The organism is Polaromonas sp. P1_E3, from assembly GCF_056405935.1.
This window is the reverse complement of sequence record NZ_JBFUBD010000022.1, coordinates 1-25,213: the sequence shown is the minus strand read 5'-3', so window position 1 is coordinate 25,213 and position 25,213 is coordinate 1. Positions and strand designations below refer to the sequence as shown.

General features: G+C 62.5%; 21 protein-coding genes. 3 read left to right on the top strand and 18 right to left on the bottom strand.

Features of this window, described 5'->3' with window-relative positions; all coding sequences use genetic code 11:
* Positions 1-165 precede the first annotated feature (165 nt).
* Positions 166-1,110, bottom strand: coding sequence for an alpha/beta fold hydrolase (locus AC1D0Z_RS06010; RefSeq protein WP_477657329.1), 945 nt, complete (start codon positions 1,108-1,110; stop codon positions 166-168).
* A 109-nt stretch (positions 1,111-1,219) separates the two neighbouring features.
* Here AC1D0Z_RS06010 and AC1D0Z_RS06005 point away from each other — a divergent pair, with 109 nt between their 5' ends.
* A complete protein-coding gene (locus AC1D0Z_RS06005) occupies positions 1,220-2,056 on the top strand; it encodes a cupin domain-containing protein (RefSeq protein WP_477657328.1) in 837 nt (278 codons plus the stop codon).
* On the opposite strand, the gene AC1D0Z_RS06000 is transcribed toward AC1D0Z_RS06005, so the two are convergent.
* The 9 genes from AC1D0Z_RS06000 to nirB all read right to left on the bottom strand — a co-directional run bounded on the left by AC1D0Z_RS06000 (position 2,053) and on the right by nirB (position 12,356).
* A complete protein-coding gene (locus AC1D0Z_RS06000; protein WP_477657327.1) occupies positions 2,053-3,297 on the bottom strand; it encodes a BaiN/RdsA family NAD(P)/FAD-dependent oxidoreductase in 1,245 nt (414 codons plus the stop codon). The genes AC1D0Z_RS06005 and AC1D0Z_RS06000 overlap by 4 nt on opposite strands.
* A gap of 70 nt (positions 3,298-3,367) precedes the next feature.
* Complete coding sequence (locus tag AC1D0Z_RS05995) at positions 3,368-4,492, bottom strand: sterol desaturase family protein (RefSeq protein WP_477657326.1); 1,125 nt, start codon at positions 4,490-4,492, stop codon at positions 3,368-3,370.
* Positions 4,493-4,569: 77 nt separating this feature from the next.
* Positions 4,570-5,337: a uroporphyrinogen-III C-methyltransferase gene (cobA, locus tag AC1D0Z_RS05990; protein WP_477657325.1), complete on the bottom strand. Its 768-nt coding sequence runs from the start codon at positions 5,335-5,337 to the stop codon at positions 4,570-4,572.
* Complete coding sequence (gene ybiB / locus AC1D0Z_RS05985; protein WP_477657324.1) at positions 5,334-6,251, bottom strand: DNA-binding protein YbiB; 918 nt, start codon at positions 6,249-6,251, stop codon at positions 5,334-5,336. The genes cobA and ybiB overlap by 4 nt, the downstream gene beginning before the upstream one ends.
* Positions 6,252-6,294: 43 nt before the next feature.
* The gene (locus AC1D0Z_RS05980) at positions 6,295-9,195 is read right to left on the bottom strand and encodes a nitrate reductase (RefSeq protein WP_477657323.1); all 2,901 of its coding nucleotides are present in this window, start codon (positions 9,193-9,195) and stop codon (positions 6,295-6,297) included.
* A complete protein-coding gene (locus tag AC1D0Z_RS05975) occupies positions 9,188-9,310 on the bottom strand; it encodes a hypothetical protein (RefSeq protein WP_477657322.1) in 123 nt (40 codons plus the stop codon). The genes AC1D0Z_RS05980 and AC1D0Z_RS05975 overlap by 8 nt, the downstream gene beginning before the upstream one ends.
* The gene (locus AC1D0Z_RS05970) at positions 9,303-9,425 is read right to left on the bottom strand and encodes a hypothetical protein (protein WP_477657321.1); all 123 of its coding nucleotides are present in this window, start codon (positions 9,423-9,425) and stop codon (positions 9,303-9,305) included. Before AC1D0Z_RS05970 ends, AC1D0Z_RS05975 begins: the two co-directional genes overlap by 8 nt.
* A 35-nt stretch (positions 9,426-9,460) precedes the next feature.
* A complete protein-coding gene (gene nirD, locus AC1D0Z_RS05965; RefSeq protein ID WP_477657320.1) occupies positions 9,461-9,883 on the bottom strand; it encodes a nitrite reductase small subunit NirD in 423 nt (140 codons plus the stop codon).
* Positions 9,884-9,920: 37 nt separating this feature from the next.
* Positions 9,921-12,356: a nitrite reductase large subunit NirB gene (gene nirB, locus AC1D0Z_RS05960; protein ID WP_477657319.1), complete on the bottom strand. Its 2,436-nt coding sequence runs from the start codon at positions 12,354-12,356 to the stop codon at positions 9,921-9,923.
* 452 nt (positions 12,357-12,808) lie between these two features.
* Here nirB and AC1D0Z_RS05955 point away from each other — a divergent pair, with 452 nt between their 5' ends.
* Together AC1D0Z_RS05955 and AC1D0Z_RS05950 are read left to right on the top strand one after the other, a co-directional pair.
* On the top strand, positions 12,809-14,095 hold the full coding sequence (locus AC1D0Z_RS05955) for a type IV pili methyl-accepting chemotaxis transducer N-terminal domain-containing protein (RefSeq protein ID WP_477657318.1): 1,287 nt from the start codon (positions 12,809-12,811) through the stop codon (positions 14,093-14,095).
* Between the two features lie 62 nt (positions 14,096-14,157).
* Complete coding sequence (locus tag AC1D0Z_RS05950) at positions 14,158-15,906, top strand: bifunctional protein-serine/threonine kinase/phosphatase (protein WP_477657317.1); 1,749 nt, start codon at positions 14,158-14,160, stop codon at positions 15,904-15,906.
* A gap of 697 nt (positions 15,907-16,603) precedes the next feature.
* Here the strand turns inward: AC1D0Z_RS05950 and AC1D0Z_RS05945 are convergent.
* From AC1D0Z_RS05945 to AC1D0Z_RS05910, 8 genes are all read right to left on the bottom strand, one after another.
* A complete protein-coding gene (locus AC1D0Z_RS05945) occupies positions 16,604-17,818 on the bottom strand; it encodes an MFS transporter (protein WP_477657316.1) in 1,215 nt (404 codons plus the stop codon).
* Positions 17,819-18,002: 184 nt separating this feature from the next.
* On the bottom strand, positions 18,003-18,461 hold the full coding sequence (locus tag AC1D0Z_RS05940) for a chemotaxis protein CheX (RefSeq protein WP_431097274.1): 459 nt from the start codon (positions 18,459-18,461) through the stop codon (positions 18,003-18,005).
* Between the two features lie 10 nt (positions 18,462-18,471).
* Positions 18,472-18,843, bottom strand: a complete 372-nt coding sequence (locus AC1D0Z_RS05935) for a response regulator transcription factor (protein WP_457279080.1) — start codon at positions 18,841-18,843, stop codon at positions 18,472-18,474.
* Positions 18,844-18,908: 65 nt separating this feature from the next.
* Entirely contained in the window at positions 18,909-21,050 is a 2,142-nt protein-coding gene (locus AC1D0Z_RS05930; RefSeq protein WP_477657315.1) for an ATP-binding protein, read from the bottom strand.
* 60 nt (positions 21,051-21,110) lie between these two features.
* Positions 21,111-21,923, bottom strand: coding sequence for an ABC transporter ATP-binding protein (locus AC1D0Z_RS05925; protein ID WP_477657314.1), 813 nt, complete (start codon positions 21,921-21,923; stop codon positions 21,111-21,113).
* A gap of 112 nt (positions 21,924-22,035) precedes the next feature.
* Complete coding sequence (gene ntrB / locus AC1D0Z_RS05920; RefSeq protein WP_477657313.1) at positions 22,036-23,001, bottom strand: nitrate ABC transporter permease; 966 nt, start codon at positions 22,999-23,001, stop codon at positions 22,036-22,038.
* A 60-nt stretch (positions 23,002-23,061) separates the two neighbouring features.
* On the bottom strand, positions 23,062-24,306 hold the full coding sequence (locus AC1D0Z_RS05915) for a CmpA/NrtA family ABC transporter substrate-binding protein (protein ID WP_477657312.1): 1,245 nt from the start codon (positions 24,304-24,306) through the stop codon (positions 23,062-23,064).
* Between the two features lie 355 nt (positions 24,307-24,661).
* A partial coding sequence (locus AC1D0Z_RS05910) for an ANTAR domain-containing response regulator (protein ID WP_477657311.1) occupies positions 24,662-25,213 on the bottom strand: 552 nt, incomplete at its 5' end.

Sequence of the window (25,213 nt, the reverse complement as noted above, 5' to 3'; positions counted from 1 at the left end):
CCGGCCCGGCAAAGCCGGTTCCGGGGCTCATGCTGGCTTGAAGAGCCAGAGGCGCAACCAGTGCAGGGGATTTCACCAGTGGGGGCCGAGGGTCCGGCTTYGCCGGCCCCAGGCGCCGCCCCTTGAGGGGGGAACAGGCTACACGCAGTGRGCCTGGACGGGGGGTTACTCTCGGATAAAAGCCAGCAAATCCTGGTTGAGCCGCTCCTTGTGGGTGTCGGCCAGGCCGTGCGGCGCACCGGGATAGACGATCAGCTTCGCGTTTTTCACGAGTTTGGCGGCGGCGCGGCCGGAGGTGTCAATGGGCACGATCTGGTCGTCGTCGCCGTGAATGACCAGGGTCGGCACGTTGAAGCGCTTGAGGTCTTCTGTGAAGTCGGTGGCTGAGAAAGCTGCGATCGAATCATAGGTGTTCTTGTGGCCTGCCTGCATGCCCTGCACCCAGAACGACTGGATCAAACCCTGAGAAACCTTGGCGCCGGGGCGGTTGAAGCCGAAAAACGGGCCCGAGGCGATGTCCAGGTAAAGCTGCGAGCGGTTGGCCAGTTCGCCCTGGCGAATGCCGTCGAACACCTCGATCGGCAGGCCGCCTGGGTTGGCTGCTGTCTTCAGCATCAGCGGCGGCACGGCGCTGACAAGCACGGCCTTTTTGACCTTCGCGGTGCCGTAGCGGCCGATGTAACGCGCCACCTCGCCGCCGCCGGTCGAAAAACCCACCAGCGTCACGTCTTTCACGCCCAGCGTGTCTATCACCGCTGCGAGGTCGGCGGCGTAGTGGTCCATGTCGTTGCCGTCCCAAGGCTGACTGGAACGCCCGTGGCCGCGCCGGTCATGGGCGATGACGCGATAACCTTTGGAGGCCAGGAAGATCATCTGCGATTCCCAGCTGTCCGAGTTGAGCGGCCAGCCGTGGCTGAAGGTCACCACGGGGCCATTCTTTGGGCCCCAGTCCTTGTAATAGATTTGCACGCCGTCCGTAGTAGTGACGTAGCTGGCGCTACGTGCGGCGGACGCGGCTTGTGGCGCGGGGGCGTCTGCGGCCATTACGGGGCTGGCGGTGACGGCGGCGGCCAGTGCGGTGGCGGCGGCGATACGGGTGAGAGCGTTCATGGTGTTCCTTTGAGAGGGTTGCAACAAGTCGGAATCGACAGAACGAACTTTACGCTTCACAAAATACGATAAGTGCTTAATAATCCTGAAAAATTGATTAGGAGTATTTATGGGCGATCGGCTTGAAGCCCTCTTGCGGCATTTCTCCGTGAGCGCGAATGTGTTCCATTCGGGCGCACTGTGTGGCGTCAATGAGCTGGGCGAGGAGGAGGGCACCGGCCAGCTCCATCTCGTGCGCAGCGGCGAAGTCGGCATCAGCCATGGCGGCGCCGAGGTGATGCGTGTCAGCGGCCCCTGCCTTCTGCTGTACCCCAGGCCGATGGCGCATCGCTTCATCACCGATACCCGGCGTGGCGCCGACTTTGTCTGTGCACACCTGCGCTTTGAGGGCGGCGCGGCCAATCCGATCGCTGCGGCGCTGCCGTCCTTTGTGTGCCTGCCGCTGGCGCAGATCGAGGGCGCCGCCGGCGTCCTGCAACTGCTGTTCGAGGAGGCTTTTGAGCAGCGCTGCGGCCGGCAGGCGTTGCTGGACCGGCTTTTTGATGTGGTGCTGATCCAGGTGCTGCGGCACCTGATGGAAAGTGGCGAGACCCGCTCCGGCATGCTGGCTGGGCTCTCACACCAGCGCCTGCGCCACGCGCTTGTCGCGATGCATCAGGGTCCCGGGCAAGAGTGGAGCCTGGAGGCGCTCGCCGATCATGCGGGCATGTCTCGCAGTGTGTTCGCCAACCAGTTCCGCGATATGGTTGGCTGCACGCCCGGCGTGTATTTGCAGCGCTGGCGGGTGGGCCTGGCGCAGCAGGCATTGCGACTTGGACGGCCGCTCAAGCTGATTGCCGCTGAGGTCGGTTATGGCAGTGAGGCCGCGCTGTCGCGCGCCTTCAAGGCGCAAAGCGGCCAGTCACCGCGCGAATGGAAGCTGGCCCAAGAGGCCCGGCAGGCCTAGCGCGCCGCTGCCAGCGCTTGCGCGCAGGCGTGCGCCGAGGCCCAGGCCCACTGGAAGTTGTAGCCGCCCAGCCAGCCGGTGACATCCACCACTTCACCGATGAAGTACAGCCCGGGCTGCTTCGATTCCATGGTTTGCGACGACAGCTCGCGCGTGTCAACACCGCCGACGGTCACCTCGGCCTTGCGGTAGCCCTCGGAGCCGTTCGGCGTCAGTTGCCAGTCGGACAGGCGCGCGGCCAAACCCAGCAGCGCCTTGTCGGTGGCCTCGCTGATGGGTTTTTGCAGCGCCGCGTCGGTGCTGACCCAGGCGTCGGCCAGTCGGCTGGGTACCAGGGTGGCGAGTTCATTGGCCATCAGCTTTTTGGAAGTGGCCTTGGCGCGCAGCAGCAGGGCGGGCAAGTCGATGCCGGGGGCCAGGTTGATGCGGATGGGCTGGCCTTCACGCCAGAAGCTGGAGATTTGCAGCACCGCCGGGCCGCTGAGGCCACGGTGGGTGAAGAGCAGGTCTTCCGAAAACACCACGGCTTTTTTGCGCTGTTTGGGGCTCGCATCCGCCGGGCTGGTTTCAATCAGCACCGGCAGCGCCAGGCCGGCCAGCTGGGCATAGGGCGCCCAAGCTTCGCCGTCGAAAGTCAGCGGCACCAGCGCGGCGCGCGGCTCGACCAGGCGGAGGCCAAACTGCTTGGCGATGCGGTAGCCGAAATCGGTGGCGCCTATCTTCGGAATTGACAGGCCACCAGTGGCAATAACCACCTGGGGTGCTTCAATCGCACCCCGGTCGCTCTCAATTTGATAGCTGCTTGCGCTTGCCCCTATTGGGCTAGGGCCATATTCGATGCTTTTTATGGCGCAGGGTTGCCAGCGCGTCACCTGGCCGGCATCGCATTCGGCCAGCAGCAGGTTGATGATGTCTTCGGCCGAGCGGTCGCAAAACAGCTGGCCCTTGTGCTTCTCATGAAATGGGATGCCGTGGCGTTGCAGCAGTTCGATGAAATCCTGCGGGGTGTAGCGCGACAGGGCCGAGCGGCAAAAGTGCGGGTTCTCGCTCAGGAAATTGGCCGGCGTGGCGTCACGGTTGGTGAAGTTGCAGCGGCCGCCGCCGGAGATGCGGATTTTTTCGGCCACTTTTTCGCTGTGGTCGACCAGCAGCACCTTCAGGCCCCGCTGGCCCGCCTGGGCCGCGCAGAACAGCCCGGCTGCTCCCGCGCCTATCACCACCACATCGAATTGATGTGTCAAATCAGCCTCTGGGTCAATGTGGACAAGCGCAAGCAGCTATAAAAACCATAGCAAATCATGACGAGAAGCTTCAGCCCTTCCAGGTGAAAGGGAACTTCAACTGCTTGAGGAAACCGTTGGGCACGTAGTCGCCCAGCACGCCGTAGCGCTCCGGCCAGAGCCTGGTGCTTTTCACGGCGGTGCCGAAGAGGTAGTCAATAAACGCGTAGTGCGCCGAGTAATTGCGGTCCAGTGCTTCCTGGTCCTGGCTGTGGTGCCAGTGGTGGAAGTTGGGCGTGACGATGACATAGCGCAGCGGGCCCAGGCGCACGCTCACGTTGGCGTGGTTGAACACTGCCTGGAAGCCCACGATGACGATGTAGGCGTCGATGACTTCCTTGGAAAAACCCAACACGTAGATGGGTGCCAGGATGAGCGTGCGGGTGATCAGCAGTTCCAGGATGTGCTGGCGCGAACCGGCCAGCCAGTCCATGCTTTTGGCGCTGTGGTGCACCGCGTGCAGGCGCCACAGCACCGGCACCTCGTGGTAGGCGCGGTGCGTCCAGTACTGCACCAGGTCGGCCACCAGCACGATCAGCAGCACACCACCCCAGAAAGGCAACCCTTGCACCCAGCCGCGGATGCCGTCGTTGGCGGCCCAGCCGAAGAATTTGTGCACCAGCAGGTTGGTGGCCAGCAGCACAAAGCCCACGATCATGTGGTTGACGATGAAATGGTGGAGGTCGGTCTGCCATTCGGCGCGAAAGACGGGCTGCTCCTTGCGCAGCGCAAACAGCTTTTCGATGAAGATGAAGATCAGCGACGAGCCCAGCAGGTCGAGGATGAACCAGTCCAGGCCAATGTAGGGGGTGTTGTCGGCGAAGTCGTTCACCGGGACCTTGTGGCCGCCCAGCAATGCGGTCGCCACCACCAGCAAAAAGGCGGCGCCGGCCAGCCAGCGCGAGCGGTTGAAGATGATGTTGACCAGCGAGATGCCGCCGGCAATGACCAGCGATACGAACATCACGATCCGGATCACGTCGACGTTGTAGCTTTTGCGCAGCTCGGGCGTGGTCAGGTATTCAGGAAAGTGAAAAGCCAGCACACCCAGAAAGCACAACACCCCCAGGCTGAGGGCGATCACACCGCTCATGATGCCCTTGCCGCGGCGCAGCTCGCCGTGGCTTTCCGTCAGTTCATTGAGTTTTTCAAGCATCGCGCATCCCTCTGTTGTTGTTCGACTTCGGGAGTGTAGCTGCGGCGGTGCCGCAAAGAGGCGTGCCGGTCGCGGGCTCAGGCTGCGCGCACGGCCTCGGGGTGCGCGGCGGCAAGCGCCACACCGCTGATCACGTCACCCACCACGATGACGGAGGGGCTGGCCATGCCGGCTTCGCGGATGGCACTGGCCAGCTCGCCCAGTGTGGTGGTGATGTGGCGCTGCGTGGGCAGCGAGGCGCTCTGGATCACGGCTACAGGTGTGGCGGCCGGCAGGCCCGACAGCAGTTCGTCCTGGATGCGCTCAGAGCCGCTGACACCCATATAGATCACCAGCGTCAGGCGTGCGCTGTGCGCTGTGGCCGCCAGGGCTTTCCAGTCGGTGCCCGTGTCGCCGGGCTTGGCGTGGCCGGTGACAAACACTACGCCGTGCGCATGCTCGCGGTGCGTCAGCGGCACGCCCAATGAGGTAACGGCAGCCAGGCCTGCGGTGATGCCGTTGATGACGTCCACCTCAATGCCCGCTGCGCGCAGGTGCTCGACCTCTTCACCGCCGCGGCCGAAGATAAAAGGGTCGCCGCCCTTGAGGCGCACCACGTCTTCACCTTCGCGCGCGGCCATCAGCATGAGCTTTTCAATGAAGGCCTGGGGTGTGGACTTGCATCCGCCGCGTTTRCCCACGTAGACAATGCGCGCGCCGGGCCGCGCGAAGGCCACGATCTCGTCGCTGACGAGGTCGTCGACCAGCAGCACGGTGGCGCGCTGGATGGCCTTCAGGGCCTTGAGGGTCAGCAGTTCCGGATCGCCGGGGCCGGCGCCTACCAGGGTGACTTTTCCGTTGTTCATGGTCGTGAGGTGATTTGAGGAAGCAAACGCAAGATATGTTCCACCTGCCGTGCAATCGAAGGCGGCACAGGCACGTCGCCCGCCAGCACGGCGCGAATGTAGTCCGCCGTAGCGGCCGCGTCCACTGTTTTGGGAAAGTCGGGGATGGAGGCGAGCGTGCCGGCTTGTGTCTCTTGCAGCAGTGAGCGCTGCCCGCCGATAAAGGCCTCCATCTGCGGCATGCGGCGCGCGTCGGCCACCACTTCGCCTTCGGTGCCGCGCAGCAGCAACGCATTGGCGCCCGTCAGCTCGAAGGTCTGCGCCATCGACACGGCGTATTCGGGGTGTGTGTAGCTGCTCACGACCAGGCTTTTGCCCAGGCAGGGCGTCATGATCTTGACCAGGCTGTGCGCCGGGTTGCGCAGGCCGACGGCGCGGCGCACATCCAGGAGGCGCTTCAACGCCGGCAGCAGCAGCTCGGTCGGGGCAAATGCCACCTCGCCATTTGCTATCTTTTTAATAGCTGGTTGCGCAGGTATATCAAGGGCCAGGAGCACTTCTGATGCAAAAACCCGGCTTGATTCGGTGGGCGTGCCGTGGATCAGCACCGGAACGCCTTCGCGTGCCAGCAGCAGCGCCAGCAGCGGCGTGAGCACCGGCAGCTTGCGGGCGCCGTTGTAGCTGGGCAGCACCACGGTGGGGCTGTCGCTGGCGGGCAGATGGTTCAGGCGCTCGTGCACGGCGTCGAGAAAGCCCGCCATCTCTTCAGGCGTTTCGCCCTTGATGCGCATGGCCAGGCAAAAGCCGCCTATTTCGAGGTCGGTCACGGTGCCGTCCAGCACCTGGCCCATCAGGTCGGTGGCTTGCTCGCGCGACAAAGCACGGGCGCCGTCCTTGCCGCGACCGATTTCCTTGATGTACTGGCTAATGCCCATAAGCGTGATTGTCCGCCAATGCAGATAACTTCTTGTTATGAGCTTAAGCCACTGGCCGGATTGGAATCACCGCGCGGGGTGTAGGCCCTGTTCCAGGGGCGGCTTCCGTGCGGGCCGACCTGATGCGGCGTTTGAGTTCAGGCACACAGGAGCCGCAGTTGGTGCCGCACTTGAGGCTTGCCTGCAGCGAAGCCAACCGCTCCTCGTCGGTATTGAGGTGGCCGGAGCCGCCGCCGCCGTGGGCCAGTACCGCAAGATGTTCGTCAATGGCCGTGTCGCTCACGTTGAGGCAGGTGCAGACCAGCTTGCCGCGCGACTGTACGGCGACGGGCGCCCTGGCGCCGGGCAGCAGCAACAGGCGGCCATAAGCCTGCGCCGGCAGCTCGTCCTGCAGCAGGGTTTTGATCCACGCCTGCGCGCTGGTGTCGCCTGCCAGCACAAAACCGTTGAGTTCGGCGTTGGCGCCGTTGCGGATCAGCCGGACCGTGCGCCGCTGGCCTCTCTTGCGGTCGGCATAGCGCAGGACGTCAACACCGCTCAGGCCGAGGATGCGTTCCAGTGTGGCCAATATCTCGTCAGCGGGCGCCTCATGGCCGGCGGCGCGAAACAACAGGCCGGAACGTTCCCGGCTGCGGTCGGCGAGCGCGGTGTTGTTGGAAAACGGCACGCAGCTGGTGAAGGGAAACACGGCCATCAGGGGCTTGAGCTGTTCGCGCGCCGCGAGCATCTCGCCCTCGGGGAGCCAGGCCATGGCCAACAGCGTCCATGGCATTTCCGCCTTGAGGATTTTCACGGCGGCGTGTTTGAGCTCGGGCTGCTTGGAGCTTGGGCAGTAGGCCGACGTGGTGAGGGCATTCACGCCGGCCAGCGTTTCGCCGCTGCTGGACTGCCCGCTTAAATATTCTTCGCCCCAGTGCATCGCCATGAACGCCTGGCTCACCGCCACTTCAGGCGAAGACTGCAGCGGCACCACGATGGAGCCGCGCTTGGAGGTCACATGTACGAGGTCGCCGTCTTTCAGCAGGCGCCGGGCCATGTCCTGGGCGTTCATCTGCACCGAGGGCTCTGCCACATGGCCGAACAGGCGGCCCAGCGTTCCGGTACGGCTCATGCCGTGCCATTGGTCGCGCAAACGACCGGTAGTCAGGGAAAACGGATAGCGCGACTCGCGGGGTTCCGCCACGGGTTTGTAGACGGTATTGGCGAAGCGGGCCTTGCCGTCGGCGGTGGGGAACACGCCGTCTTCGTAGAGCCGGACCTTGCCGTGGGTGTCGCCGGCCCTGAAAGGCCACTGCTGCGGTCCGTCCTCGAGCAACGCGTAGCTCAGGCCGGTAATGTCCAGGTCGCGGCCACGTGTGGATTCGCGGTGTTCATTCCAGATGGCTTCAACGCTGGCGGCTGCATCGGACACTGCATAAGGAAACAGCGTGGTAGCCGGCGCCACCGCGCGTGCAGGCAGAAGCTTTTCAAGCCTTTGTGCAAAGTCGGCCGCAATCGACCAGTCATGGCGGGTGGCACCCGGCGCTGCCACTGCTGGCCGCACCCGGCTGATGCGGCGTTCGCTGTTGGTCACGGTGCCGGTTTTTTCGCCCCAGGTGGTGGCGGGCAGCAGAAGGTCGGCGTAGTCGCAACTCGAGGTGGTGGCAAATGCCTCCTGGACGATCACCAGCTCGGCGCGCTCCATCGCGCGGCGCACGGTGGCCTGGTCCGGCATGGACTGGGCCGGGTTGGTACAGGCAATCCACAGGGCCTTGATCTCGCCGTCCGCCGCCGCCTGAAACATCTCCACGGCGGTCTTGCCCGGTTTTTCGGGTACGGACTGCACGCCCCATAGCGCGGCAACTTCGGCGCGGTGGCGGGCATTGCCGAGGTCGCGATGGGCGCTGAGCAAATTCGCCAGGCCACCCACCTCGCGCCCACCCATGGCATTGGGCTGCCCGGTCAGGGAGAAAGGCCCCGCGCCCGGCTTGCCGATCTGGCCGGTGGCCAGGTGCAGGTTGATCAGCGCCGCGTTCTTGGCGGTGCCGCTGCTGGACTGGTTCAGGCCCTGGCAATACAGGCTCAGCGTGGCGGCCGAGGTGGCGAACATTTTCGCGGCCGTGAGCAGGTCTTCCTTCTTGATGCCGCAGGTCTCGGCGACCAGGTCGGGCGTGTAGTCGCGCACGATGGCCTTGAGYTCGTCAAAGCCTGTGGTGTGCTCGCTGATCCACGCCGGGTTGGTCCAGCCCTCCCACAGCATGATGTGCAGCATGCCGTTAAAGAGCGATACGTCGGTCCCCGGTTGGATCGGCAGGTACAGGTCGGCAATCTCGGCCGTGTCGGTGCGGCGGGGGTCGCAAAAGATGATCTTCATCGCCGGGTTGGCTGCCCTGGCGTCTTCAATGCGGCGAAACAGGATGGGGTGCGCGTAGGCCGTGTTGCTGCCGACAATGAAAATGCACTGTGCGTGGTTCACGTCGTCGTAGCAGGCAGGCGGCGCATCCGCGCCCAGTGTCTGCTTGTAGCCGGCCACTGCGCTGCTCATGCACAGGCGCGAGTTGGTGTCGACGTTGTTGGTGCCGATCAGGCCCTTGGCCAGCTTGTTGAAGACGTAATAGTCTTCGGTCAGAAGCTGGCCTGAAATGTAAAAGCCCACGGCATCGGGCCCGTGGTCGCGGATGATCTGCGCAAAACTTTCACTGGCAAAACCCAGGGCGTTGTCCCAGGACACCGGCTTGGGTGCTTCATGCCGGTGCTCGCGCCGCATCGGCTGCAAGAGACGTGTCTGCCGCGTGACGGACGCCGTCGCAGTCAGCGCCAGCGTCGAACCCTTGGTGCACAGCCGCCCGAAGTTGGCGGGGTGGTCCGGGTCACCTCGCACACCCGTGATCTCATCGCCTTGCGATTCAATGATGACACCGCAGCCGACACCGCAATAAGGGCAGGTTGACCGCGTTTCAGCCATGGTGAACGAAGCCGCGGCTGCGGTTTTTGTCGTGCATCGCAAAGCGATCAACAGCGCAAGCTGTTAGATCGCAGCCGACACCGCAATAAGGGCAGGTTGACCGCGTTTCAACCATGGGGAACGAAGCCACGGCTGCGGTATTTACAGTTCATCGCAAAGCGATCAACAGCGAAAGCTGTTAGATCGCAGCCAACACCGCAATAGGGACACGTTGATCGGGTTTCGGTCATGAAAGAGTTACCGGCCTTTGCTTGTATGTTTGCGCTTATGCCGTGTGGGGTGCCTGCACCGCGAAGCTTTCATCACCCAATGCGCCAGAAGTGGCGCCTGGACCCGCGCGGGGCGGCTGCAGATCCAGCGCCAGCGTGGCCAGCTCGGTGGCATCCAGGAAGACCTGGCCTGTTTCCACCTTGCAGGTAAATTTGGGCGTGCAGCCTTCGTCAGGCTGCTTGGCGCAGCCGTCGGCCAGGCCTATGGTCCAGTTGTGCAGGGGGCAGGCCACGCTGGTGCCAAACACGATGCCCTGCGACAGGGGGCCGCCCTTGTGCGGGCAGCGGTCCAGCAGCGCAAACACCTGGTCCTGGTCGTTGCGGAACACAGCCACGTCAATACCTTTTGCGCGTGACACACGGCGCGAGCCGAGCACCGGGATGTCGGTGACCAGGCAGATTTTTTTCCATTCAGACATAGTGATCTCTCAATTCGGGCTTTAGGCGGCCAGTCGGTCAGGCGGGCGTGAGTTTTTCAAACTGGCGGGCGTCCACGGACGCTTCCTTCAGGTCGAACCAGGGATCCGGCTCGCCGTCCAGCGCAAACTGCAACTGCTCCCACAGGGCCTTGCGGCCTTCGTGGTCTTCCAGGATTTTTTTCTTCACATAGTCCAGGCCGACGCGGTTGACGTAATGCACCGTGCGCTCCAGGTACCAGCCTTCCTGGCGGTAGAGTTCGCAGAAGGCGCCGGTGTATTCGAGCACCTCAGCCGCGGTCTTGAGCTTGGTGAAGAAGTGGGCCACTTCCGTTTTGATGCCGCCGTTGCCGGCGATGTACATCTCCCAGCCTGAATCGACGCCGATGATGCCGACGTCCTTGATGCCGGATTCCGCGCAGTTGCGCGGGCAGCCGCTCACGGCAAACTTGACCTTGTGCGGGGCGTACATGCGCCACATGGCACGCTCCAGGTCCTTGCCCATCTGCGTGCTGTCCTGCGTGCCCATGCGGCACCATTCGCTGCCCACGCAGGTCTTTACCGTGCGCAAGGCTTTGGCGTAGGCGTGGCCCGAAGGCATGCCGATGTCTTTCCAGACGTTCTGCAGGTCTTCTTTTTTGACGCCCAGCAAGTCGATGCGCTGGCCGCCGGTCACCTTGACGGTCGGGATCTTGTATTTGTCGACCGCGTCCGCGATGCGCCGTAGCTCGCTGGCGGTGGTCTCGCCGCCCCACATGCGTGGGATGACGCTGTAGGTGCCGTCTTTCTGGATGTTGGCGTGGCTGCGTTCGTTGATGAAGCGGCTTTGCGGGTCATCCTTGGCCTGTTTGGGCCAGGTGCTGATCAGGTAGTAGTTGACGGCCGGGCGGCAGGTGGCGCAGCCGTTGGGCGTCTTCCAATCCATGAACTTGAAGGTGTCCGAGATGCTGAGCAGCTTGTTGGCGCGTATGGCGTCGCGCACCGCCTGGTGGCCGTGCTCGGTGCAGGCGCACATGGCCTTGAGCTTGGGCGTGGCCGAATAGTCGCCGCCGGCGGTGAACATCAGGATTTGCTCAACCAGCCCGGTGCACGAGCCGCACGAGGCGCTGGCCTTGGTGTGCTTGCGCACTTCGTCGAGCGTGAACAGGCCCTTTTCCTTGATGGCCTTGCAGATGGTGCCCTTGTTGACACCGTTGCAGCCGCAGACTTCCGCATCGTCGGCCATCAGCGCCGCCTTGTTCTGGCCTTCGTGGCCGGCGTCGCCGAGGTTGGACTCGCCGAAGATCAGCTTGTCGCGGATGTCGCTGACATTGCGACCGTCACGCAGCAGCTTGAAGTAGTAGCTGCCGTCCACGGTGTCGCCGTAAAGGCAGGCGCCGATGAGTTTGTCGTCCTTGATGACGAGTTTTTTGTAGACGCCGCCGAAGGGGTCGCTCATCACGATTTCTTCAGCGCCGTTGCCGCCCATGAATTCGCCGGCGCTGAACAGGTCAATGCCGGTGACTTTCAGTTTGGTGGACGTGAGCGAGCCGGAATAACGGCCTATGCCGAATTGCGCCAGGTGGTTGGCCGCTACCTTGGCCTGCTCGAACAGCGGTGCCACCAGGCCATAGGCGATGCCGCGGTGGGCTGCACATTCGCCGACCGAGTAGATGCGCGCATCGGTGACGGTCTGCATGGTGTCATTGACCACGATACCCTTGTTGCAATGCAGGCGCATGGATTCCGCGAGCTGTGTGTTGGGCCGGATGCCGACCGCCATGACCACGAGGTCAGTGGCCACTTCCGTGCCGTCCTTGAATTTGATCGCGGTCACGCGGCCGTCTTCACCGCCCACCAGCTCTTGTGTCTGCGCACCGATCATGAACTTGAGGCCGCGGTCTTCCAGCGATTTCTGCAGCAGCTTACCCGCCACGTCATCAAGCTGGCGCTCCATCAGCCAGGGCATCACGTGCACCACGGTGACGTCCATGCCGCGCAGCATCAGGCCATTGGCCGCTTCCAGGCCCAGCAGTCCGCCGCCGATGACGACGGCTTTTTTGTACYTCTGGGCCGTGGCGATCATCTCGTTGGTATCGGCGATGTCGCGGTAGGCAATCACGCCCTTGAGGTCCTTGCCGGGCACAGGCAGGATAAAAGGGTTGGAGCCGGTGCACATCAGCAGGCGGTCGTATTCCTCTTCGGTGCCGTCTTCGGCGCGGACCACGCGCTTGATGCGGTCTACTTCAACCACTTTTTTGCCGGCATGCAGCGTGATGTGGTTGTCCTTGTACCAGTCCCAGCTGTTGAGCACGATTTCGTCGAGGGTCTGCTCGCCGGCCAGCACGGGGCTCAGCAAAATACGGTTGTAGTTGGGATGGGGTTCGGCGCCGAAAACGGTGATGTCATACAGCTCGGGCGCGACCTTGAGCAGCTCCTCAAGGGTGCGCACGCCGGCCATGCCGTTGCCGATCATCACCAGTTTTGATTTCTTCATGGGGCTACTCCAGATTGATTCGGTGTCATGGTCAAGGTCCAATGTGCAAGCGTCATGCCACGGCGGACGCGGCAGGCGATGGGTAACAGGCGGGCAGGGCGGGGCAAATGGCTGCGGCGCCGCAATGAGGCGCAGCAGTTGGGCGGCAGTTCGCCAAGGCCAGGGCCTCTGTTTGATTTGTCAAAAATTGAGTGGAAATCATGATGCTCTCTCCCGGAAAAACAGGGATCCGGGCTGTCAACCCGGTATGAGGCACACCATTACGCACGTCGTTGTGCGCAGAACCCGCAGTGCATTCGCTAAGGTTGGGCGCGTCGTTACGCCCGCTGCAAATGACGCAAGACTTGTGCCATATCATTGGGGCAGCGGCTTTGCCAGAACCACCATCGCGGCGGCATGGTCCGCGGCTTGCGGTCTGTGCAGCTGTTTTCCGCCTTAACTCCTTGATTTGTATGACTTCCGCATTGGTAAATCTGATCGGCCCCAGTGGCGCACATCCTCTGGTTTCAGATCTGGAGGCCGCTGGCATCCAGGTGCTGGGGCCTGCCGGTGAGCGCAGCAAACTGGTGCAGGAAGTACTTCGCCAGGCACCCGATGTGGTCATTTGCCTGGATCCGCTGCCGGGCGATGAGCTCTTCAAGGCGCTGCAGCTGGTGGCCGACACAGCACCTTGCCCCATCATTGTTTTCACCAGCGACACAGACGCGGAAAAGATCACGCGGGCCACAGAGGTGGGTGTGCATGCTTATGTGGTTAACGGCTATGGCGCGCAGCGCCTGCGGCCCCTCATTCACCTTGCACAGGCGCGGTTTACCCGTGAACAATCCTTGCGTGCCCAGGTGCAGGAAGTCTCCAGCCGGCTTGAAGAGCGCAAGGTGGTCGACCGGGCCAAAGGCATCCTGATGCGCGCCCGGCAAATGTCGGACGACGACGCTTTTCATATTTTGCGGACTGCCTCCATGCATACCAACCAGCGCCTGGGGCAGGTGTCGCAGCACATCATCCATTCGGCACGCTTCGCGGAAGACGTCAACCGCTCGGGCCAGTTGCGCATGCTGTCGCAGCGGCTGGTCAAGCTGGCCCTTTTGCAACTGGCAGGCGTGCAGGCCGCGCGTGCCAGGGAGTTGCTGAAGGAGTCGGTGCTGCGCATTGACGCCAACCTGGTGTCCCTGGGGAAAAGCCTTTCACAGCCTACATTTGGCGATCTGCTGGGGCAGGTCTCCGTCAGCTGGGGCCGGCTCAAGCTTGCCCTGCAGGACACCCCGGACGCAGGCGGTATGGCCCACCTTGATGAATTGGCGGAGCTGTTTTTACAGGACGCCGAGCGCATGACCAGCAGCCTGGAAAGCGCTGGCGCCATGCCGCCCCTGCAGATGCTGAACCTGGCGGGACGCCAGCGCATGCTGAGCCAGCGTTTTGCCAAATACGCCTTGCTCCATGCCCTGGGTGGCGCCGTCACCTTGCAGCTTAGTGAGGCGGGCATGGCCGAGTCACGGGCCGCATTCGAAAAAGCGTTGCAGTACCTCCATGAAATCCCGCTGAGCAGCAAGGAAATCCGCGCGTCCCTGGACAAAGCGGCCGTGGGGTGGGCACAAATGTGTGCCGGGGTTTCGGGCATTGCGAAGGGCAAAGACCCCAAGCGACTTGAGGGCCTGGCCAACGCCAGCGAGGATCTGCTCGACGTCTTTGAACAGCTTTCGGTGCAATACGAGCGCAGCATGCAAATGCTGGTGGGTTGATCCAGTCGTCACCTTTGTTGCGATGCACCAATATCGGGCATTGAAATTGCTTGCATTGGTGCATGGCATTTGACCTGGACATTGGCTTTGCAACGCTTGCAGGCCGCAAAAACACCAATGAGGATTTCTGCGCGGCGATGCTTCCGGAGCAGGGACACGAGGGCATGGGCTCCATCGTGGCCATTGCCGATGGCGTGAGCACAGGCGGCATGGGCCGTGAAGCCGCCCAGACCACGGTGACAAGCCTGGTTCGCGATTACTACGGTACCCCCGAAACCTGGGACACCACGGTCGCGCTGGACCGTATCATCGGTGCGCAAAACGCCTGGCTGTCGGGCATCAACCGCCGGCGCCAGCCAGCCATGGGCCTGACCACCCTCACGGCGCTGGTGCTCCGCGGGCAGTCCTATACCCTGGCGCACGTGGGCGACTCACGGGCCTATTTGCTACGCGGCGGCAAGCTGCAGCAACTCACGCATGACCACGCGGTCAACCATCCTGACTTCCGGCACCAGCTCCTGCGCTCGGTAGGCGCGGAAGACCACGTGGTGGTCGACTACATGCAGGGTGACCTGCAGGTGGGTGATGTGTTTGTGCTTGTCACCGACGGCGTGCACGGCGTGCTGCGTGACACCCAGCTTCAGGGTTTTGCCAGCCTGCAGGATGCGGGTGACGCCCAGGCCGCCAGCCAGGGCCTGGTCGACGCCGCGCTCGCCGCCGGCAGCAATGACAACGTGACGGCGGTGCTGGTGCGCGTGCGTGGCTTGCTGGACGCGACCCTGCAGGACGTGACACGCATCGCGCAAACGTTGCCTGTCCCGCAGCGCCTGAAGGTTGGTGATGTGATCGACGGCCTGAGTGTGACGGCGCCTGTGGCCGACAACGGCATCAATGTGCTGTACCAGGTGCGTGACCCCGGGACGCGCGTGCTCTACGCCCTCAAGACCCTGAACCCAGCCCGGTCGCACGACGAAGAGGAGCGCGCCATGCTGGCTCACGAGGCCTGGCTGGCGCTGCGCATGCAGTCGGGCAGGGCGGCGGCGCATTTAGTCACCCTGCATGAGCGCTTGCCCCATGGCCAGGAGCGCAGCGCGTTTTACCTGCTCTATGACTGGCACAGCGGAGAGACGCTGCAGCAGCAACTGGACCGCCGCCATAAATTCAGCGTCGAGCAGGTGCTGGGCGTGGCCACCCAGGCCGCGCGCGCACTGGGCCGCTTGCACCGCCAGTGCGTGATCCACCGCGACATCAAGCCCGCCAATTTGCACCAGGGTGAAGACGGTGTGCTGCGCTTGCTGGACCTGGGTGTGGCACTGAGCGGGCGCGAACCCGAAGCCATGYGAAAGCTGCACGCCGGCACGCCCAGTTTCATCAACCCGGAGCAATGGGGCTTCAGCGCAGGCAGCACCGACGCGCTCGAGGAGTTGCCCGATGCGCAAAGCGATTTGTTTGCGCTGGGTGTGACGCTGTACCAGTTGCTGGCTGCGCGCCTGCCGTATGGTGAGGTACTGCCCTACCAGGCGGGCCGCTACTACCGCGACCCCGTTGCACCTAGCCGCATCAACCCCGAAGTGCCGATCTGGCTGGACCACATCGTGCTCAAGGCGGTGGCACGCGACAAGCGCAGGCGCTTTGAAACTGCTGAAGAGTTGCTGCTGGCGCTGGAGCGCGGCGCCTCGCGGCCCTTGACTGCGCCGCAGGCCACGCCGCTGATCCAGCGGGATCCTGTGGTGTTGTGGAAGCTGCTGCTGGGTGTGAGTGTGCTGGTGAATGTGTTGCTGATTTACTGGTTGCTGTTTTTGCCTCGGTAGGGTGGTTGGTAATAAATTGGTCGTTGAGGCAATAGGGGCGGGCGCTAGCAGCTATTGAATTGATAGCGGAGGAGGTGARTTCGTTTGAACTGTACTTCTTGTTCCAACGACGGGCCCTCTGTTGAGGGTAGTTGGCCGGGGGTTGCCCGGCATGCAACTCACTTTCTTTTGCTTCGCCAAAAGAAAGTAAGCAAAGAAAAGGCGACCCTGGTTCCTGCGTCCCTTCGCTGCGCTACGGGCAACCTGTGGTGCTCGGTCCAGCCGGGGTCAAAAACAACTCGCTTCGCTCAAACAAGTTTTTGCCCTGATCCGTCTGGCCCTGCGCTCCTCGGCGCATCCACAAGGGGGTGGGGAAGGAATACCAAAACCGAACACCGAAGAAACAAGGACACGCCGTGGCGTGTCCTTGTTGGTATTGATTTGGTATTTCTGACTTGGTGCCCGAATTCGGACTTCCCCGTCCTGGCTGGGCCGAGCAGCGCAGACGGAGGCGGAAGGTCGGGCCGCAGTTGTTTGAGCCGAAGGCGAGTTCTGCGGAAACGCCGCCGGAGTCGAGCAGCGCAGGTTGCCCGAAGCGAAGCGCAGGGACCCAGACTGYGGGTCGCCTTTTCTTTGGTGACTTTCTTTTGGCGAAGCAAAAGAAAGTTACTTGCCGCCGGGCAACCCCCGGCCAGCAGCCTCAGCTAGAGACGCATCCTCAAGCAGTCCTCGCCCGTCCACCTTTCTCCGCCCAAGTCCGAGTCCACCGAATCTGCATCACCCTCAGCATCACCAACATCGCCAATGAAAGCCCAGCAAAAAAGAAGAACCCCCACATATAAGTGCCCGCATACTGCTTGGAGATACCCATGGCATTGGGCACCAGGCCTCCGCCCAGCGCGCCGATTTCCCCGATCATGGAGCCGGCTACCGCGGTAGCCAGCGGCCAGCGCAGCGGTACCAGCTGGAACAAGGCGCCATTGCCCGCCCCGAGTGCGGCGAAGCACAACATGACCAGCAGCGTGGTGGCCACCAAGGATTTGCTGGCGAGCCCGCATGCCACGAGCGTGACGGCAATTGTCAGCAGCACGACGCTCAAGGTGTTCACGCCGCCCCAGCGGTCCGAGATCCAGCCGCCGAAGATGCGCAGCGCCGCGCCCATGAAGGCTGCCAGCATCGACAGCTGCCCGGCCTGGACCTTGCTGACACCGAATTGATCGTAGTAGTAGGAAGGTAAAAAGGTGGCGAGGCCGATGAAACCGCCAAAACTCACGGCGTAGATCAGGCTGAAAGCCCAGCCGTCTTTCTCGAACAGGCAGGCCACGTGCTCGCGCAGGGTGGCATGGCTGTCCACATCGTCTGGTTCTTTGGCGAAAAGAATCATTGCAATGAGCGGCAGCAGCATGGCCACGGCGGCAATGCCGTAAACCGACTGCCAGCCGAAGCGCTGCGCCAGCGCGGGCGCAACGAGCACGGACACGGCGGTGCCCACATTCCCCGCACCCACCAGGCCCATGGCCAAGCCCTTGTAACGCGGTGGAAAGGAGCCCGAACCCAAGCTGAGCGCCACGCCGAAACTGGCGCCGGCAATGCCCAGCAGCACGCCCATGGCCAGCAGGCTGCTGTAGGAGTCAACCACGAAATAGCCGAACAGCAGGGCCACCATGATCAGGCCCATTTCCACCAGCGTGGCGTTTTTTCGGCCGATGTACTGGGCCAGCACACCCAGCGGAAAGCGCATCAGCGCACCGGCGAAGATGGGAACCGAGAGCATCACGCCTTTTTGCGTGGGCGACAGGTTATAGGTTTCCGAGATAAAAGGCGCCATGGCGCCGTTCATGACCCAGATGCAGCACGAAAACGCGAAGTAGAAAAACGCTGCACCCAGTGTGGGCGCGTGGCCAGCCTTGAGAAAATTACGAAACCCCGCCATGGTGCAAGCTCTTTCTGTGAAGATGGTTGATTCACAGAAACAGTGCGAAAAGCATGCCAACTTGGGGCGCTCAAAATGCACCCTTGCAGCGCAATTTGGGCCTGGGTTGCGGTTTCTTTTGGTGCGGCGCACGCATTACGTGCGTGCAGCTGTGCGAATCAACCAAGCCGACCGAGGTCGCGGGCTAGTTTTTGCGGTCCATGTCGACGCAGACCATGGCCGCGTAGTGGTTCCAGCGCAAGGTGATCACGTAGGGGCGCTTGCGTACCCGGGCTTTCATGCCTTGCGCGCCCTGCAGCTTGATCGGCACCGAAATCTGCAGCTCGGAACCCAAAGCCTTGCGCGCATTGCCTGCCAGTGTGTTGGCGATTTCGCCCACGGCGTCGAGCAGATTTCCATCGCTGAGGTCGGTTTCATGCTGGAGCAGCAAGATCTCGCGCACCAGTTTCCCCGGCATGGACACCACCACATGTCCGTTGTGGCTTCCGGAAAAGGTCACGATGCCATTGAATTCAAAGGCTTCGATATCTCCCGTGCCGAGATAGGCCGAGGTGATCTGCGGTTCCTGCCGGGTCGTGATCTTGAGGTAATGCCGGATGGAATCGACAAAGAGCTTGAGGTCGTTTTCGTTCAGTGTGGCCATAACAATGTCCTTAGCGCACGTCTGCAACGTCGAGCAGTGCAATCTGCAGCTCTTCGTCTGTAAAGGGTTTGGCAACAAATCCGCGCGCGCCCAGCTTGAGCGCCTGGATGGCGGTTGATTTGTCGCTGAGGGCGCTGACCACCAGTATCTTGATGGACGGGTCGAACTTCAGCAATGCGGTGATGCATTCAATGCCGTCCATCTCGGGCATGGTCAGGTCCATGGTGACGACCTCGGGGCGGGTTGCCCGGGCCAGCCGCACGGCTTCAAGGCCGTTCTTGGCCAGGCCTGCGAGCACCACGCCCTTGATGCCGCCGTTTTGCACCACTCGCGAAATCCGGGTCCGGATCATGTTGGAGTCGTCAACAATCAGCAGTCGCATGGAGAAGCTCCTGTGTGGGGTTTGTGAGGGCCATTGCGGGATCGCTTCAGGAAATTCAGAAAAATTCAGGAAAAGGAAACCTTGAATTCGGTGTGCTGGCCGGGCGTGCTGGAGAGCAGCAGACGCGCCCCCAGCTGCTGCACGTTGGTCTGCACCAGATCCAGGCCGACGCCGCGGCCTGCGTGGCGAGAGGTAGCGCCGGCCGTGGAAAAGCCCGGTTTGAAAATATGCGCAACGATCTGCTGCTCGCTGAAGCTTTGCAGCTGCTCCGTTGTGTACCAGCCCAGCTCCAGCAGACGGCGGCGGACGTCGGCCGCGTTCAGGCCCGCGCCGTCGTCGCGCACGCTGAGCTGCCACTGGCCGTCTTCGTTCCGGGTGAGGTTGACGGCAATCCGCCCGGCCTCCGCCTTGCCAGCAGCGCGCCGCACGGAGGGCACTTCCACGCCGTGCACCACGGCGTTACGCAGCAGCTGGATGGCGATTTCACGCAGCAGGTTCATCTTGTCGGCAGGCATGTCCTGGGCGCTGCCCATCCGCACCTCGGCATCCACGCGTTTGCCGCAGTCGGTGCCGACTTCATTTGCCAGTTGGGTCAGTACGGCGTTCAGTCCTTGCGATGCGGAACCGTCCGGAGTGGGCGCCGTGTCACCGCCTGAGCGCTTCTGGCCCAGCGCCTTGAAGGCGCCGACCTTGGCCAGCAGGTCCTCGAGCGGCAAGGGCAGGGCCAGCAGGGCGTCGCCGGTGGCGGCGCCGTTGTCCTTGAGCTTTTGCAACTCGCTTTCGAACTGATGGGCCAGTGTGGCCAGGATTTCCAGTCCGAGCGATGCTGCGTCACCCTTGAAGGCGTGGATGCGGCGGTAGGCGCCGTCCACAGCCTTGAGCACCTGGACTTCCGAGGCGGCCGATGAAGTGCTTCGCAGCAGGTCGTTGACTTCCAGCAGGGACGCTTCGGCCCGCTCGACAAAGGCGCGCATCATGGCCGGCTCTGTCTCGAAGGCCTTGAGCATCATCGACAGCTCCTTCTGGGAGCGCTGGCGTTCGCCCGTCAGCCGTGCCTGCAATTCGACCTTTTGCGTGATGTCCTGCACGGTGACCAGCAGGTGCCGCACGGTGTTGCCGTCCTGCACCCGGTTGAAATGKAACGAAAGGTAGCGCTTGGTGTCCTGGCCCAGCCGGTTTCTGACGGTAAGTTCCACCTCCGACAACGGGTTGATGCCCTGGATCAGCTGCTCCTTGACGTGCGGGGAAAACAATAACTCGACATAGTCCCTCGCATCGGTCAATGCCTTGTCTGAAACCAGGGTGGACAGCTGGTAGAAAAAGTTTTGCCCGGGCGCGAGTGTTTTGCCGAACAGCGCGTGGGTTGAGCGGGACAACTGGGAGCCGAGCTGGTGCTGGGGTGTCAGGAGGAACAGGCCTTCGCGCACGCTGGCCAGAATCTCGCGGTTTTCTTCGGTGGCAGCTTCAATCGCGGCGTCTGAAGTTTTCAGGCGGCGCAGGAACTTGAACAGAATGAAGGCGAAATTCAGCAGTGCCAGCACGATGCCGACGGTTTGCACCATGCGCAGCACGCTGGCGCGCGAGGCGCCGATCTGCTGCGTTTCCGTGACGAAGTCGTTGGCAACGCCCAGCAGTTTGCTGTTGTTGGCCTGGCTATAGGCCAGTGCGGCGGCCAGTTCCGTCTGCGTGAAGTTGTCAGCGGCAAGCAGGGGCTGGAGCAGCTCGAAGTAGGGCTTCCATATCGCATCAACCTTGTCCTCCAGCTCGCGGCCCCGGCTGGACACCACGGGCTCCAGGTACACCGGTTTGCCGTCGCCGCCGGGAATGGTGCCGCCTTCGCGGAATGCTACGTGGGAGGCCTGGAAGATCTTTGCGCCTGAACGCAGCTCGGCCAGTGTCTCGGGCTTGTAAGGCGTACCTGCCACCCGCATGGCGTCGAGTTCGAGCAGGGTCCGTGCGACACGCTGCGAAACATAGCGTTGGCGGCCGGAAAGGTTGATGGCCACCGTATCCTGGTCGATCTTGAACGAGGTGTAGAAGTTCAGGACCAGCACTCCCAGGTCAAACAACAGGAAAAATGCCACCGCGATGATGATTTCGCGGTACTTGCCGAGCGAGGAGAGGCCGTGCGACGCTGGCGGCCGTGTGCCGGCCGGTGCGCCATGGGCGATTCTGTCGGCGCCGGGGATTGGCAAGACTGCAGACATTGGAAACCTCCCTTGAAAATCCCGGAGCGGCTTGTTTGCCGCTTTTCCGGGCTGGCCCTTTCAGGCCGCTTTTTCGACGTGGCCCTGGCGGGTGTAAAGGAAATCGATCACGGCCTTGCGGTAACCCAGGTAACGGATGTCTTCGGCCAGCGCCACGCGGGAACGTGGGCGGGGCAGCTCCACCGGCAGCACTTCACCAATCGTGGCGGCAGGGCCGTTGGTCATCATCACGATGCGGTCGCTCAAGAGCACCGCTTCGTCGACATCATGGGTCACCATGACCACCGTGCTTTGCGTGGTGGCGACGATTTGCAGCAGTTCGTCCTGCAGCTTGGCGCGGGTCAGTGCGTCCAGCGCGCCGAAAGGTTCGTCCAGCAGCAATACCTTGGGTTCCATCGACAGTGCGCGGGCAATGCCGACGCGCTGCTTCATGCCGCCCGAAATCTCGCCGGGACGTTTTTGCGCCGCCGGCGTCAGCCCGACCATGGCCAATGCGGCGTCGGTGCGGTCCTTGAGCTGGGCCTTGTTTTCAGTGGCTGCAAAAACCCGCTCAACGGCAAGGTAAACGTTCTCGAAGCAAGTGAGCCAGGGCAGCAGTGAATGGTTCTGGAACACGACGGCGCGTTCGGGGCCGGGTCCGGCAATCTCGCGGTTGGCGCACAGCAGGCTGCCTTCTGTCGGTGTGGTCAGGCCGGCAATCAGGTTGAGCAGCGTGGATTTGCCGCAACCGGAATGGCCGATCAGTGTGACGAACTCGCCTTTGGCGACCGTGAGGTTGATGTTCTGCAGTGCGCAGAACGGTCCCTTTTTTGTCTTGAAGGTCTGCTCGACGCCCTGGATTTCGATGTACTTGGTGGAAAAGGAATTGCTCATGATGTTTCTCCGGTTTTTGCGAGGACCACCGCGGAACCGGCTTTGCCGGGCCGCAGGTGGTGCCCCCTTGAGGGGGAGGCGCCGAAGGCGCTTCGGGGGGGAGCGTTCATTTTTAGTTCTTGACTTCTTCGAAGGTGAAGGCCGTGGCCAGCTTGATCAGGGCGAACTCCAGCACCAGGCCGACGATGCCGATGACGAAAATCGCGATGATGATGTTCTTGACGTTGAGGTTGTTCCACTCGTCCCAGACCCAGAAGCCGATGCCGACGCCGCCGGTCAGCATCTCTGCCGCAACGATGACGAGCCAGGCGGTGCCGACGGCAAGGCGCACACCGGTCAGCATGTAGGGCAGCACGGCAGGAAAGAGTATCTTGGTGACGATCTTCCACTCGCTGAGATTGAGCACGCGGGCCACGTTCATGTAGTCCTGCGGCACACGCTGCACGCCGACTGCCGTGTTGATGATCATGGGCCAGATTGAGCAGATGAAGATGGTCCAGATGGCGGCCGGGTTGGCCCCTTTGAAGACCAGCAGGCCGATGGGCAACCAGGCCAGCGGGGATACCGGGCGCAGCAGGCTGATCAACGGGTTGAACATTCGGCTCAGGAAGTTGAAGCGGCCGATCATGAAGCCGACTGGAATACCGATGACGGCCGCCATGCCGAAGCCCATTGCCACGCGCTTGAGTGACGAGAGCACGTTCCAGCCCACGCCCTGGTCGTTGGGGCCCTTGCTGTAGAACGGATCACTGAAGATCTGCACTGCCTGCACAAAGGTGTCCTTGGGCGAGGGAATGCTGCCGGCCGTGCCCATGAAAACAAGCTCCCAGATCAGCACCAGCAAGCCCAGCCCCAATAGCGGAGGCAGGACGCTGAGCCAGAGCCAGGAGGCATCGCCGGATGGCTTGTTGGTTGGGGCAGGTTTTGTTGAGGCGTTCATGCTGTTTTGGGCTGTGGCGACCGTTGGATGAGCGCCACCAGCTATCGAATTGATAGCGGCGGCATCTCTGGTTCTTTCGCTGCTGCGGGTCGCCGGGGTTGCCGCCTCCAGCGGGTTGTGAAATACGGCACTGACCATGGCGTCACCTCTTTACGTGGATGGTTGGGTGGGGGTGTAGCGTGGATATGGCGTGGGTGTTCAGGCGTGAACCTTGAAGCTGTCGGCGTACTTTTTCGGGTCCTTGCCGTCCCACACGGTGCCGTCCATCAGCTTGCTGCTGCGCATGATCTCCTTGGGAACGCTGGCCTTGGCCGCCGTGGCTGCCTGCTTGTAGACGTCGATGTGGTTGATCTGCTTGGCAATGCCCAGGTAGTCGGGGTGATCCTTGATCAGGCCCCAGCGCTTGTGCTGTGTGAGAAACCACATGCCGTCGGAGAGGTAAGGGAAGCTCACCGCGCCGTCGTTGTAGAACTTCATGTAGTTCGGGTCGTCCCAGGTCTTGCCCATGCCGTTCTGGTAGCGGCCCAGGATGCGCTGATTGATGGCGTCCACGCTGGTGTTGACGTAGCTCTTGTCGGCCACGGTTTCTGCCATCTTGTTCTTGTTGGAGAGGCTGGCGTCAATCCATTTACCGGCCTCGATGATGGCGGCGGTGACGGCGCGCGCCGTGTTGGGATATTTCTTGACGAAGTCGGCGGTGGTGCCCAGCACTTTCTCAGGGTGGTCTTTCCAGACGTCCTGGGTGGTTACAGCGGTCACACCGATGCCGTCGATGATGGCGCGGTGGCCCCAGGGCTCGCCCACGCAGAAGCCGTCCATATTCCCCACGCGCATGTTGGCCACCATCTGCGGCGGCGGCACGGTGATGACCTTGGCGTCCTTCATCGGGTTGATGCCGTTGGCAGCCAGCCAGTAGTAAAGCCACATGGCGTGGGTGCCGGTCGGAAAGGTCTGGGCGAAGGTGTATTCGCGCTTGTCGCTGGCCATGAGCTTGGCCAGGCCCGCGCCGTCGACGGCGCCCTTGTCGGCCAGCTTCTTGGACAGCGTGATGGCCTGGCCGTTGTTGTTGAGGGTCATCAGCACGGCCATGTCTTTCTTGGGGCCGGCGGTACCCATGTGCACGCCGTAAACCAGGCCGTAGAGCACGTGGGCGAAGTCCAGCTCGCCGTTGACCAGCTTGTCGCGAACACCGGCCCAACTGGCTTCCTTGGTCGGGATGATCTTGACGCCATATTTCTGGTCAATGCCCAGCACTGAGGCCATCACCACCGAGGCGCAGTCGGTCAGCGGAATGAAGCCGATCTTCACTTCCTTCTTCTCGGGTGCGTCCGAGCCCTGGGCGTACACGGCGGCGCGCAGGGCGGGGTTGATGCCCACGGCACCTACGGCCGCGGCCTGCAGCACGGTGCGGCGTGTCAGCGAAGATTTCAGCAGTTCAGTCATGTCAGCGGCTCCTGATGGTTAAAACGAAAGACAAAAACAAAAAAGGCGCTCGACCCGGGCAACACGTTGAACGTGATGCAGGGTGCGAACGCCTTTGTTCCTTGGGGGCACCACACACTTCGCCATTGAAGTGCTGTGCCGGTTGGCCATCTTTGACCAGTGCCTAAGGCATTGCAAAAGCTGTGCCAGCGATGCTGAGTACTATGAAACGGAGTTGCTTTGAGAAGGGAACGCACCCGGATGCTCTGCCTGCGTTCGTGATTGCAGGGACAAGCGGTGCGAGGTGTTGGTTTGATGCTTGCACCGTATTTGTGCGGTGCACCAATTGAGGGTTACCTGAGGCCGGGCCCGGGACTCATCCCAGCAAATCCAGGGCGTCGAGCATGCGCTGGGCGACTTCACCGAGCCGCAGGCCCTTGTCCATTGCCGCCTTGCGCAGCTTTTCGAAGGCAGCTTGCTCGGTGAGGCCCTGGCGCTGCATCAGCATGCCCTTGGCCCGGTCTATCACTTTTCGGTCATGAAGCTCTGTTTTGGCGTGTGCCAGTTCCTTGCGCAGGCCCTGCTCGTGCTCAAAGCGCGCCATGGCCACATCCAGGATGGGGCGAATGCGATCGGGGGAAAGGCCGGCCACCACATAGGCCGATACGCCGGCGGCGACGGCATCCTTGACGTGGCTGGTGTCATTGTCGTTGGTGAACAGCACGATGGGGCGGCGGGCGTCCCGCGTGGCCATCACCACGTGCTCCAGCGAATCGCGGGCCTCGCTTTCGGCGTCCACGATGATCATGTCGGGTTGCAACTGCGCCAGGCGCTCGTCCAGAAAGGTATCGGCCGGGAGCACCGCGACGATGTTGTAACCGTTTTCGAGCAAGCCGATGCGCAACTGGCGCGAGCGCTCTGCCAGCTC